Below are 12099 nucleotides of genomic sequence, written 5' to 3' on the forward strand. Positions count from 1 at the left end.
TCGCTTTGGCGACCACACCCTACGCCGAGGCCATCGGGGCGTACATGATTTCGGCTGCAGCGTTCGTGCTGCTGGGCGTGTCCGGCTACTTTGAAAAAGCCGTTCGTCTGATCCCGCCCGGTGTGGCAGCGGGCTTGTTGGGCGGCATCCTGCTGCAGTTCGGCATCGGTGCGTTCGCCAGCATGAGCGTCGACCCGTTATTGGTCGGGGTGTTGATCGGCGCCTACATCGTGTTCAAGCGCTTGAGTGCGCGCTATGCGGTGGTCGGCATTCTGGTGCTGGGGCTTGGCTTTCTGCTGATGCAGGGGCGCGTGGATTTCACGGGGCTGGCGCTGGAGTTTGCGACACCGGTGTTCACACGCCCTGAGTTCTCGGTCAATGCGTTGTTGAGCGTGGCGTTGCCGCTGTTTCTGATCACCCTCACGGGGCAGTACATGCCGGGCATGCTGGTGCTGCGCAATGACGGGTTCAACACCAGTGCCAACCCGATCCTCAGCGTGACCGGGCTGGGTTCTTTGCTGATGGCGCCGTTCGGTTCCCATGCCTTCAACATCGCGGCCATCACGGCCGCCATCTGCACTGGCAAGGAAGCGTCTGAAGATCCGTCCAGGCGCTGGATCGCAGGCGTGGCCGCGGGCATCTTCTACATCTTGGTGGGGATTTTCGGCGTAACCCTGGCGGCGGTGTTCATGGCCTTCCCGGCGACCTTCATCACCACCCTGGCCGGGCTGGCCCTGTTGGGCACTCTCGGCGCGAGCCTGGCCAATGCCATGGCGGACGTGAAATCGCGGGAAGCGTCGCTGATCACCTTTCTGGCCTGCGCGGCCAATATCACCCTGCTGGGCATCGGCGGCGCGTTCTGGGGCCTGGTCATCGGCCTGGCGGCCTACGCCGTGCTCAATGGGCAGTTGCCGCGTCGTGAAAAGACTGCTGTCCCACAGGCCGAACCGGTTGCAGTGCCCACCAAAGGAGCGGCCAACTGATGCCTGATCAAACCGAAGACCTCAACATCCTGCATGCGCGCCATGGCCGTTACCCACAGGCCGACAGTGTCGAAGACTTTCGCCGCAACCTGGCCGCCGTGCAGCAACGCATTGCCCGGGCGTGCCGTCGGGTAGGGCGGGACCCGGCCGGTGTGCGCTTGCTGCCGGTCAGCAAAACCTTTGATGAAGCTCATCTGCGTCTGGCCTATGCCGCCGGTTGCCGCCTGTTGGGCGAGAACAAGGTGCAGGAAGCACAGCGCAAGTGGGAAGCCATGACCGACCTGCAAGACCTGCAATGGTCGGTGATCGGCCACTTGCAGACCAACAAGGCCAAGCAGGTCGCACGCTTCGCCAGCGAGTTCCAGGCCCTGGACAGCCTGCGGGTGGCCGAGGCGCTGGACCGTCGCCTGCGCATTGAAGGTCGGCAGATGGACGTGTTCGTCCAGGTCAATACCTCCGGCGAAGCCAGCAAGTACGGGCTGGCGCCCGATGACGTGGCGGCTTTCCTGGAGACTATGCCAGCGTTCCCGACACTGCGGGTTCGCGGGTTGATGACGCTGGCGCTGTTCTCGGCCGACGCGGTGCGGGTGCGCCCTTGCTTCGTCCGGCTGCGTGAATTGCGCGACCGCTTGCGTCATTGCGCCCCTGATGGGGTGTCGCTGCAAGAGCTGTCGATGGGCATGTCGGGTGACTTTGAAATCGCCATTGAAGAGGGCGCGACCGTGGTGCGCGTCGGACAGGCGATCTTCGGTGCCCGAGCCATGCCGGATGCGTACTACTGGCCGACCGCCGATGCCCGCCCCCTCAGTGAAGACACGTTGTTGTCGATCACTCCCAGCCGTTGATCCCCCTCTACAGGAAGGCCCGCAATGTCCGCTGCACCCGCTTACCTCATGCACACCTCAGCCCGACAACCGGTTTCGTTCAGCCGAGGCCAGGGCGCCTCGTTGTGGGACACCGAGGGTGTTGAATACCTGGATGCCATCGCCGGTGTGGCGGTGACGAGCCTGGGGCATGCCAACCCCGAAATTGCCGCGGCCATCGCCGAACAGGCCACGGTGTTACTGCACACGACCAACCTGTTTCGCATCCCATGGCAGGAGCAATTGGGCGAACGACTGTGCCTGCTCTCGGGCATGCAACGGGCGTTTTTCTGCAACTCCGGAGCGGAGGCCAACGAAGCGGCGCTCAAACTGGCCCGCCTGCACGCCAACGCCCGGCAGGTGACCCAGCCGCAAGTGTTGGTGATGGACAACAGTTTTCATGGGCGCACCCTGGCCACCCTCGCCGCCACCGGCAACCCCGCCGTGCATCGCGGCTTCGAGCCCCTGATGCCGGGCTTTGTGCGAGTGCCTTTCGACAACATCGAGGCGATTCGCCAGGTCGCGGCGCAGTCAGCCGATATCGTCGCGGTGCTCGTCGAGCCGGTGCAGGGTGAGGGGGGCGTGCACGCCGCCTCTGCCGGCTACCTGCAGGCCCTGCGCCAACTGTGTGATGAACACGACTGGCTGATGATGATCGATGAAGTGCAGACCGGGCTGGGCCGCACCGGTACCTGGTTTGGCTTTGAGCATGCGGGCATCGAGCCGGACGTCATTACCCTGGCCAAAGCGCTGGGCAACGGTTTCCCCATCGGCGCGTGCCTGGCGCGGGGCAAGGCCGCCGAGCTGTTTTCCCCCGGCCACCATGCGTCCACGTTCGGCGGTAACCCGCTGGCGTGCCGCGTGGGCTGCACAGTGCTCGACATCATGCAGCGCGATCACATCCCGCAACGCGCTGCCGCCTCGGGCCGTCGCTTGTTGGCGGCCTTGAAGCTGGCGCTGGGCAACCATCCTGAGGTGGTGTCCGTTCGCGGCATCGGCTTGATGATCGGCATTGAACTCAATGGCCCGTGCGCCGAACTGGTCGGCCGGGCCCGTGAAKAACAACGTCTGCTGATCACCGTCACACGGGGCACCACCGTGCGCCTGTTGCCGCCGCTGATCTGCGATGACGCACAGATCGACGACATCGCCGCGCGCATCACGCGCCTGCTGTCACCCGCCGCTTGAATTCTTGACCAAGGACACTTTGCACATGTACGACTCGACGCTGACCCTCAACGCTTTCGACCCTGAGCTGTATGAATCGATTCACAACGAAGAGCATCGCCAGGAAGACCATATCGAGCTGATCGCCTCGGAAAACTATGCCAGCCCGCTGGTGATGAAAACCCAGAGCACGGTGCTCACCAACAAGTACGCCGAAGGCTACCCCGGCAAGCGCTATTACAGCGGCTGCGAATACGTCGATGTGGCCGAGCGGCTGGCCATCAAGCGGGTCAAGGCCCTGTTCGACTGCGACTACGCCAACGTGCAACCCCATGCGGGCGCCCAGGCCAACGCGGCGGTCTTCCTGGCACTGATCAACCCCGGTGATACGGTGATGGGCATGAACTTGGCCCAGGGCGGTCACCTGACCCACGGCAACCCGGCCAACTTTTCGGGGCGTCACTACACCATCGTGCCTTACGGACTGGACCCGAAAACCGGCTTTCTTGACTATGACGAGATGGAGCGAATCGCACTGCAGACACGCCCCAAAATGTTGATCGGTGGTTTTTCCGCGTATTCGCGGTACAAGGACTGGGCACGCATGCGCAGCATTGCCGACAAGGTAGGGGCTATCTTCTGGGTCGATATGGCCCACGTCGCCGGGCTGGTCGCCGCGGGCGAATACCCGGACCCGCTTCCCCATGCGCATGTGGTCACCAGCACCACGCACAAAACCCTGCGCGGGCCACGCGGCGGTTTGATTTTGTCCAAGGGACAGGATGATGCCTTCTACAAAAAGCTCGACTCCGCTGTGTTTCCCGGCGTGCAGGGCGGGCCGCTGATGCACCAGATCGCGGCCAAGGCCGTGGCGTTCAAGGAAGCGCTTGCGCCGGAGTTCAGCATCTACCAGACCCAAGTGGTCATCAACGCCCGGGCCATGGCCGGGGTGTTGCAAAAGCGCGGGTACAAGATCGTCTCGGGCGGCACCGACAACCACATGATGCTGATCGACCTGTCCGACAAGCCCTACACCGGCAAGGAGGCCGACGCGGCCCTGAGCAGTGCCTATATCACCGCCAACAAAAACTCGGTGCCGAATGACCCGCGCTCACCGTTTGTGACATCCGGCCTTCGTATCGGTACCCCGGCGGTGACCACCCGCGGGTTTGGTGTGGAGGCCTGCGAGCAAGTGGCCGGCTGGTTGTGCGACGTACTGGACGCCCTGGAAAACGGAGGCAGCGACAAGGTCGGGCACCACGTGCGCGAACAGGTTGTCGCGCTGTGCCGTCGTTTTCCGGTCTATCGCTGAGTCTGGCCCGGCCATTGCCTGATCGGGTGGTGGCCGGGTGTTCAGCTGTTTTATCAGGCGATCCCCTTGGCCACACCCACGCGCCATTGACCAGGTAATTGCCCACAATCCGCGACTTGTACACTCGCGGATTGGGGTTCGCCAACGTGCGCGCATTACGCCACAACCGATCCAGTGCCTTGTTGCTCGCCGTGGCACTCGCCCCCAGCGCATCGAACAATGCCGTCGTCGCTGCCAACGTGGCGTCCACCACCGGATTCACCGCCAGGCACACTTCCAGCTCCGCCAATACCACCTGCGGGTCGTCGTCCGCATGGTCGATCACGTATTGCGCGGTGCGCTCCAAGCGCTGCGCAGCCTGCTGGGCGATGGCCTGGGCGGCGTATGCCTGGCTGGCGACTTCGCCGATCACTTGCAGCAGTTGCACGCAGAAGAAAGAAAATCACGGTCGAATCACTGACGCGGTATCGATCCGCGAACGCCCAGCCGCGGCTAAGGATCGGGCGGTTCCAGGTCATTGGGAGGGTGACCTGCTGTGCGGAAGCAGGAACAGCCAAATTGCCACTCTTGTTGAGCGTCATACCCGCTACGTAATGCTGGTGAAGTTGGTCGGTAAGGATAGCGAGACGGTCATCAGCGCCCTGATAGAGAACGCCCGCAACTTACCCCAAGAACTCTACAAATCGCTGACGTGGGATCGCGGCAAAGAGATGGCTGACCATAAGCGCTTTACGGTGGCTACCGACATCAAGGTCTACTTCTGCGATCCTCATCGTCCTTGGCAACGGGGATCGAATGAGAACACCAACGGGTTGTTAAGGCAGTATTTCCCGAAAGGAACCGACCTTGCGGATCACTCGCAAGCCACGCTCAATGAAGTCGCAAGGCAGCTAAATAGCCGCCCTCGGAAAACACTAGACTACGAAACACCGGCAGAACGATTTAGCCAATCTGTTGCGTCGACCGGTTGAATCCACAGCCAAAAGCGGTCTTTCACGACGGCCATTTAAGACGTGCGGACGACCCATCAATGCCAGAGCTCACGATTGTTCCAGTAAGGCAAACCATCTATTGATAGTGCACCCAAAAATGTTTTGGTCACTTCAACATCACAAGTACCCGGAAATATCAGCTTACGCCTCCGCTTACATCCGGTGATGTTCCAGCAAGAAGTCCACGAACAATCGCACCCGCGCCGGCATTGTCGCCCCGCCGACGAACACCGCATGAATCGGTTCCTGGTCGCCGGGATTCCAGGCTTCGAGCAGCGGTATCAGTTGGCCGCGCTGCAGATCCTCGCTCACGCTGAATTCGCCAATGCGCGCAATGCCGGCACCTACTCTCGCGAGTTGTGCCAGTGCTTCACCACTGCTGCATTCGATGTTGCCGTTGACCTTCAGGGAGAACTCTCTTCCGTCGCGGATGAACGGCCAGTTCGGTTCGGCACGCCGGAAGTTGAAGCGTAGGCAGTTGTGCCTTAGCAAGTCTTCCGGTTCCTGGGGAGTGCCGTGCCGCTGCAGATACTCGGGAGATGCCACCACTACCTGGCCGGTGTCGCCGATCCTGCGCGCGGTCAGCGGGCTGTCTGGCAGATGACCAAAGCGCACCGCCACGTCCGCCTGGCCACCGAGAATGTCGACCACTTCGTCGCCGAGCGTGAGGTCGACGACGATGTTCGGGTAACGAGCGCTGAATGCTGYCACCAAAGGAACGATGGCCAGCCGTCCATGGCCAAGGGCGGCGCTAACCCGCAATCGGCCCTTCGGTACGCCCTGATCGGCAATGGCTTCTTCAACCTCGTCCATGTCGGCCAAGATACGCCGGGCACCCCGCAGGAAAGCTTCGCCCTCGGCGGTGAAGGTGATCGCTCGTGTGGTGCGCAACAGCAGGCGGGTGCCAAGACGTTGTTCGGCCCGTGCGATGATGCGACTGACCGCCGAGGGTGTCAGCCCCAATGCACGCGCGGCGGCCGACAGGCTGCCTTCCTGCGCCACGGTRGCGAACACGCTCATTTCACCTGACCTGCCATTGAAGTCCACTTGTGCCCCTTACGCAAAGGTGATTGCCGAAAATGCTATCTACCGCCTCATAAGGTTGGATCGTAGCATTGGCGGCATAGATAAGGAGCCTTCCATGCGTATCAATCCACCACTTGTCGCACTCGCCATCGGTGCCTTTGGCATCGGCGTTACTGAGTTTGCCCCCATGGGCATGTTGCCGGGAATCGCTGCGGATCTGGGCGTTTCCATTCCCGCCGCAGGTCTGTTGGTCAGTGCTTACGCCTTGGGCGTACTGCTCGGCGCGCCGCTGATGACCCTGACCACCGGCAAGATTCCCCGGCGATATCTGTTGATCGGACTCATGGCGATTTTCACCCTGGGTAACCTGATGTCAGCCCTGGCTACCGATTACTACAGCCTCATGTTCGCCAGGGTGGTGACCTCGCTCAACCACGGTGCGTTCTTTGGCGTCGGCTCCATCGTCGCCGCTAGCGTGGTCGCGCCGGAGAAACGTGCCGGGGCGGTTGCGGCAATGTTCATGGGCCTGACCCTGGCGACCATCGGYGGTGTGCCGCTGGCCGCCTGGTTTGGCGAACTGTTCGGCTGGCGTACCGCATTCGGGGGTATTACCGGTCTTGGCGTAGTAGCTATGGCCGCGTTGTGGTTCGCCCTGCCCAATCTGCCGGCGCCGCAGGGCGTGGGTGTACTTGCCGAGATACGGGTACTGGGCCGAGGCCCGGTGCTGGGAGCATTGGCCCTGACCGTAGTCGGCTCGGGTGCAATGTTTACCGTCTTCACCTACATCGCGCCGATCCTCAGCAGCGAGGCCCATGCGTCCACCGCCTACATCACCGCCATGCTGGTGCTGTTCGGTGTGGGGTTGACGCTGGGCAACATGTGGGGCGGCAAGGCCGCCGACCGCTCGATAGATCGCACCCTGATCGTTTCGCTGAGCGTGCTGATTCTCGTCTTGCTGGCGTTCACCGTACTGATGCGTTGGCCGCTGCCGGCCGCCGTTGCCATCCTGATATGGGGTATCGCCAGCTTCGCCCTGGTGCCGCCGCTACAGATGCGCGTCATGGAAGCAGCGAAGGACGCGCCCAATCTTGCCTCTGCGGTGAACATTGGCGCCTTCAATTTTGGCAACGCGATTGGCGCAGCGCTGGGCGGAGCGGTGATCAACGCTGGTCTGGGTTATCCGGCGATTTCCCTGGCCGGAGCGGCGATGGCTGCTCTGGGGCTGCTGATGGTGTTGGCTTATGCCTGGCGTTCCAGAACGATTGAAGCAGCAGTGGTGTGACGAAGATGGGGGGGAGTGGTTCGTTACCATCGATGAGTGGCGGCAAGTAGTAGAATTGCTGCCCTTGGCGAGGGGCGGCAATCGGTCAATTTTAGCCATTGCTGACCGGCAGCTTTGGGTCGGATAGCGACCACCAGCCATTGTGACTGATCCACCCTTGTCCTCCCCCTCAACGTGGAGGACGAGCCATGAACACTATTGCTAGATACAGCCATCAGCCTTGGAACAAGGGAAAGCTTGTCGGGCAGAAAGCTCCGCTTCGAGTCAGAGATATCTGGGCCATCCGCGTGAGACTTCAGCTTGCTGAGAAGACACGTGATTTGGCGCTTTTCAACTTGGCCATCGATAGCAAGCTGCGTGCCTGCGACTTAACCAAGTTGCGAGTCCGAGACATTGCCCATGGGGAGCATGTRTCGTCACGGGCCATCGTGATGCAGCAGAAAACTCAGCACCCAGTGCAATTTGAAATTACTGAGCAAACCCGAACGGTTCTGGAGGCGTGGATGCATCAGGCGCATCTCCGCAGCGAGGACTGCTTGTTCCCGAGCCGGTTGCACGCCTCAGAGCATCTATCCACCAGGCAATACGCTCGAATAGTCAAAGCGTGGGTGACAGCCATTGGCCTTGACCCAACCATGTACGGTACCCACACGCTACGGMGAACCAAGGCATCGTTGATCTATCGCAGGACGAAGAACYTGAGAGCTGTCCAACTCCTGCTTGGTCATACGAAGCTTGAAAGCACTGTCAGATACCTGGGAATCGARGTCGATGAYGCCCTGGAAATGGCRGAACARACGGAGGTCTGATCATCCATAGTGACGGTCGATGCTAGACCGTCGCTATCCGACCCATAGCTGTCATAGGCCCATCACCTCAGTGATTCGTTATTTTCCATCCTTATCGCTCGAATTGAACCCTTGGGTACCTTCGATTATTTCGTCATCGTGAAACTAAACGCCTGTTCTTGCAGGCTCGTTTTGATCAAGGCGGCCAATTGTCGGGTGGCCGGTGTAATGTCGTCGCCTCCGCTGTGAAGCACATAGCCAAGGCTTGGAACGGAGGGTAAGCCAGAAACTACACTGAGATGGCCCGGCAGCCCAACGCGGGTACGCAGCGTCAGGCCCAATCCGGCGGCGACGGCTGCCCAGATACCACCGACGCTGGGGCTGGTCAGGGCGACTCGCCAAGGTATTTGCGCGGCATCCAACGCTTGAGTGGCGGTGCTGCGCAATACGCAAGGCGCGTCGAACAGGATCAATGGCAACGGGGAGCCATCAAGGGTAGTCAGTAATGGCGTATCGCGGGCTCCGATCCAGTGCATCTGTGTTTCGCCCAGACGCGTGGCATAGGGCGACACGTGTCCGGTGTCCCAGGTCAGGACCAAGTCAAGATCAGCGCTCTCGACCAGTGCAAGCAATTCGGCGTTACGGGCGATCCGGACTTCGAGATTCACCCTCGGGTATGTCTGGACGAAGCGTCGCAGAATATCGCTCAGGAAATGTTCCCCAAAGTCCTCCTGAAGCCCGAAGCGTATAGTCCCGGCGGTCTGGCTTTCATGCAGGGTCTGGAAAATGCCGTCGTTCAGCTCCAGCAGGCGGCGGGCATGGCTGAGCAACGTTTCTCCCGTGGGGGTCAAGATCAGTCCGCGACCGGACTTGGTCAGGACCGGCGCACCGACCTGCTCCTCGAGTTTTTTCAGTTGAGCGCTGACGGCAGACGTTGACCTACCGAGACGATCCGCCGCTTTGGCAAAACTGTTGAACTCCACGCCAGCGACGAAGGTGCGCAATACGTCGAGGTCGAAGGTTGGGCGGCGCATTCAATAGTCCACTAATTCAGGATGGTGACCGCCATTAAATCTGATATTCGGAAGTGTTGCGACTTGATAGTTTTCCCCCGTCAATTGGGACATCAGGGGAAAACATCATGAGTGCATCGAGAGGCGCGGGGCGGGAGCAGCAGGGAAAATACCCGCAGAAGTTTGCCGAACTGACCGATAGCGTCCTGTTTGGCGACATGTGGACGCGTCCACAATTGAAGCCCCGTGAGCGCAGTGTGGCGACAGTGGCCGCGTTAGTGGCGATGTACCGACTTGAGCAGCTGCCATTCCATTTGCAGCGCGCACTGGACAGCGGCTTGAGTGCCGACGAACTGACCGAAGTCATCACCCACCTGGCGTTTTATTCCGGTTGGCCAACCGCTGCCTCGGCGCTGAATTTGCTCAGTAAGCTTCAGGTTTGTCTTCCAGAACATCAGGAGTAATCGTTGATGCCGTTTGCACGAATTTCACTGCACCGTGGGAAGTCGGCCGCGTATCTACAGGCATTGTCAGAAGGTTTGCACGATGCCTTGGTCGAGAGCTTCGAAGTGCCCAAGGCAGATCGGTTCCAGGCCATTCACCAACATGAGGTTGGCGAGCTAATATTCGATCCTCACTACCTGGGAGGGCCACGCAGCCATGACTTTGTGCTCATCGCAATTACCGCAGGCCGTCCTCGAAGTGTCGAGACCAAACAGCGTTTTTACCGCGACCTGGTCGAGAAATTGGGGCGGGCGACGGGACTGAATGCGGAAGATGTCATGATGGTGATTACCACGACGGCCGGTGATGAGTGGTCGTTTGGAGGTGGGCGCGGTAACTAGCGGGCACAATCACGGGATCTGCGAGCGAAAGAGGGTCTTTGAATTCCCGGAGATTCCGTGATTCCAACAAATGGCGGAAAATTACCAGTCGTTGACTTGTCCGCCACTGTGGGTATTGGTGATCGGTTCCTAAAATGGGCCAATCTCAACCGTTGGATGCCTTCAACATGACTAGCCTGATTCGTAAAATACCTGCCGCCACTCCTTCAGAGGCCCTGGTGCATTTTAGCCGGCGCTTGGCCTTCGAGACCGATTGCTCCGACGTCCATTACAGCCAGCAGCAGAGTCAGGTTGATTACGTCCTGGTCGACGTGAGGGGGCAAGAAGCTTTCCGTGCCGGGCATGTACCGGGGGCGATCAATATTGCGACCCGTGACATGACTTCCCAACGCATGGGCGAGTTTGCCCACGATACTTTGTTCGTCGTCTATTGCGCCGGGCCACACTGCAACGGTGTACATCGCGCAGCAACACGTCTCGCGAGCCTCGGTTATGCGGTCAAGGAAATGATTGGCGGAGTGACTGGCTGGCTCGATGAAGGTCTGCCGCTTACCGGTGATGCAACCGCGTCACACTCGGCTACTTCCGCTATTTCGTGTGCATGTTGAGGCCGTCCTGCAAGGTACGTCCGGCCCTGCCGGCTGACGTCCCCGTGTTAATCGAGCTCATGTCCGCGTTGGCTGAATTCGAAGGCTATCTGGAGGAATTTCGTGTCACTGAAGCTGAACTGCTGGCTCGGGCATTTGGCGAAGCCGCGCAGTGTCAGGTATTCGTTGCCGAGCTGGAAGGGGGGCTGGCTGGCTACGCGGTGGTGATTGAAGTCGCCTTCACCTTCGACCTACGTCCGACTGCGTTACTCAAGGAGCTTTACATCGAGCCCGACTCGCGCAGTGATGGCATTGGCAAGGCGCTGATGACATGCATCGCACGCTGGGCGCTATTCAGGGGAATGGKGCGTCTTAAGTGGGACGTGTTGGCGGGTAACAAGAACGCTGAACGGTTTTACCAGAGACTTGGAGGCGAGCCGGATCGAAAATGGACGGCTTATCACATGGGCCATGAAAATCTTGAACGCTTGGCGATGAACGACGGCCACGACACCCTTGAAAATGAATCGGCCTGACAGGCCCGCTCCGACAACCCAACATTTGCAAGCGAGACATCATGGTCACTTGTTACCTGAAATACGTCCTCGATCCCTATAAAGTTAAAGAGTTCGAGCATTACGCCAAACTGTGGATTCCCTTAATGAACCGATTGGGTGGCGAGTATCACGGCTATTTTCTGCCGTCCGAAGGTGCCAATAATATTGCCTTGGCACTCTTCACTTTTCCTGACTTTGCCGCGTACGAGGCCTACCGGGAAACGTCCATGTCCGACCCGGACTGCCTCGCTGCCTTCCAGTTTGCGGAAGATACCCGATGCATCATTAGCTATGAGCGCTCGTTCTTCAGGCCTCTCTTTACTGGACTGACAAATTCATAGAGCACGAGCGACTCCTTTTGGCCGAGAGTCGCCTCTGGCCACGTGCAGAAATCAGTCAGAAGTGAACGCTTGGCGCCGGTACCTACGGCCAGATTCGACCCAAGACGTCCTGATGTATCAGACATAAAACCGTAGGGTCACCTCACAGCCGCAGCCGTAAGGTTTCAAACAGCGTGCGGTCTTCCTTTTTGGCCGAGCGCGCATGGCGCCGAATGACCTGCAACAGGCATTCGGTGAAGCAGACCGCYGGATTGCTCAGTGCGCCATTGCGGCGCGTCACGATGCTCAGCTGTCGGGGCTCGAACTGCTCGGTCAGCCCCAGGGATACCACACGCCCCAGAAA

The 12099-nt window shown here is 60.0% G+C and carries 13 protein-coding genes and 3 pseudogenes; 12 read left to right on the forward strand and 4 right to left on the reverse strand.

Going from position 1 to position 12099, the window contains the following annotated elements; all coding sequences use genetic code 11:
• The 4 genes from AC1DVH_RS19475 to glyA all read left to right on the forward strand — a co-directional run.
• A partial coding sequence (locus AC1DVH_RS19475) for a benzoate/H(+) symporter BenE family transporter (RefSeq protein ID WP_477755181.1) occupies window positions 1-983 on the forward strand: 983 nt, incomplete at its 5' end.
• Window positions 983-1828 (forward strand): YggS family pyridoxal phosphate-dependent enzyme, encoded by an 846-nt coding sequence (locus AC1DVH_RS19480; RefSeq protein WP_477755182.1) that lies wholly within the window; start codon window positions 983-985, stop codon window positions 1826-1828. The genes AC1DVH_RS19475 and AC1DVH_RS19480, both read left to right, overlap by 1 nt.
• A gap of 24 nt (window positions 1829-1852) precedes the next feature.
• The gene (locus tag AC1DVH_RS19485; RefSeq protein ID WP_477755183.1) at window positions 1853-3034 is read left to right on the forward strand and encodes an acetylornithine/succinylornithine family transaminase; all 1182 of its coding nucleotides are present in this window, start codon (window positions 1853-1855) and stop codon (window positions 3032-3034) included.
• Between the two features lie 25 nt (window positions 3035-3059).
• A complete protein-coding gene (glyA, locus tag AC1DVH_RS19490) occupies window positions 3060-4325 on the forward strand; it encodes a serine hydroxymethyltransferase (RefSeq protein WP_477755184.1) in 1266 nt (421 codons plus the stop codon).
• Between the two features lie 82 nt (window positions 4326-4407).
• On the opposite strand, the pseudogene AC1DVH_RS19495 reads toward glyA, so the two are convergent.
• Window positions 4408-4752, reverse strand: a pseudogene (locus tag AC1DVH_RS19495) (acyl-CoA dehydrogenase family protein); the annotation flags it as partial.
• Between AC1DVH_RS19495 and AC1DVH_RS19500 the strand changes: the two are divergent.
• Window positions 4751-5296, forward strand: a pseudogene (locus tag AC1DVH_RS19500) (IS30 family transposase); the annotation flags it as partial. The pseudogenes AC1DVH_RS19495 and AC1DVH_RS19500 overlap by 2 nt on opposite strands.
• A 174-nt stretch (window positions 5297-5470) precedes the next feature.
• Here the strand turns inward: AC1DVH_RS19500 and AC1DVH_RS19505 are convergent.
• Window positions 5471-6364 carry a LysR family transcriptional regulator gene (locus AC1DVH_RS19505; protein ID WP_477755185.1) on the reverse strand — a complete coding sequence of 298 codons (894 nt, stop codon included), beginning with the start codon at window positions 6362-6364 and terminating at the stop codon, window positions 5471-5473.
• A 94-nt stretch (window positions 6365-6458) separates the two neighbouring features.
• Here AC1DVH_RS19505 and AC1DVH_RS19510 point away from each other — a divergent pair, with 94 nt between their 5' ends.
• Window positions 6459-7625, forward strand: a complete 1167-nt coding sequence (locus tag AC1DVH_RS19510) for an MFS transporter (protein ID WP_477755186.1) — start codon at window positions 6459-6461, stop codon at window positions 7623-7625.
• A 188-nt stretch (window positions 7626-7813) separates the two neighbouring features.
• Window positions 7814-8434, forward strand: coding sequence for a tyrosine-type recombinase/integrase (locus AC1DVH_RS19515; RefSeq protein WP_477755187.1), 621 nt, complete (start codon window positions 7814-7816; stop codon window positions 8432-8434).
• Between the two features lie 125 nt (window positions 8435-8559).
• On the opposite strand, the gene AC1DVH_RS19520 is transcribed toward AC1DVH_RS19515, so the two are convergent.
• Window positions 8560-9447 carry a LysR substrate-binding domain-containing protein gene (locus AC1DVH_RS19520; protein ID WP_477755188.1) on the reverse strand — a complete coding sequence of 296 codons (888 nt, stop codon included), beginning with the start codon at window positions 9445-9447 and terminating at the stop codon, window positions 8560-8562.
• Between the two features lie 107 nt (window positions 9448-9554).
• Between AC1DVH_RS19520 and AC1DVH_RS19525 the strand changes: the two genes are divergently transcribed.
• The 5 genes from AC1DVH_RS19525 to AC1DVH_RS19545 all read left to right on the forward strand — a co-directional run bounded on the left by AC1DVH_RS19525 (window position 9555) and on the right by AC1DVH_RS19545 (window position 11756).
• The gene (locus tag AC1DVH_RS19525; protein WP_477755189.1) at window positions 9555-9890 is read left to right on the forward strand and encodes a carboxymuconolactone decarboxylase family protein; all 336 of its coding nucleotides are present in this window, start codon (window positions 9555-9557) and stop codon (window positions 9888-9890) included.
• A 6-nt stretch (window positions 9891-9896) separates the two neighbouring features.
• Window positions 9897-10271: a tautomerase family protein gene (locus tag AC1DVH_RS19530; RefSeq protein ID WP_477755190.1), complete on the forward strand. Its 375-nt coding sequence runs from the start codon at window positions 9897-9899 to the stop codon at window positions 10269-10271.
• 167 nt (window positions 10272-10438) lie between these two features.
• A complete protein-coding gene (locus AC1DVH_RS19535; protein ID WP_477755191.1) occupies window positions 10439-10879 on the forward strand; it encodes a rhodanese-like domain-containing protein in 441 nt (146 codons plus the stop codon).
• A gap of 59 nt (window positions 10880-10938) precedes the next feature.
• Entirely contained in the window at window positions 10939-11394 is a 456-nt protein-coding gene (locus AC1DVH_RS19540; protein WP_477755192.1) for an N-acetyltransferase family protein, read from the forward strand.
• A 41-nt stretch (window positions 11395-11435) separates the two neighbouring features.
• A complete protein-coding gene (locus AC1DVH_RS19545) occupies window positions 11436-11756 on the forward strand; it encodes an NIPSNAP family protein (RefSeq protein WP_477755193.1) in 321 nt (106 codons plus the stop codon).
• A 142-nt stretch (window positions 11757-11898) separates the two neighbouring features.
• Here the strand turns inward: AC1DVH_RS19545 and AC1DVH_RS19550 are convergent.
• Window positions 11899-12099, reverse strand: a pseudogene (locus AC1DVH_RS19550) (LysR family transcriptional regulator); the annotation flags it as partial.

The organism is Pseudomonas sp. P4_C3, from assembly GCF_056402075.1.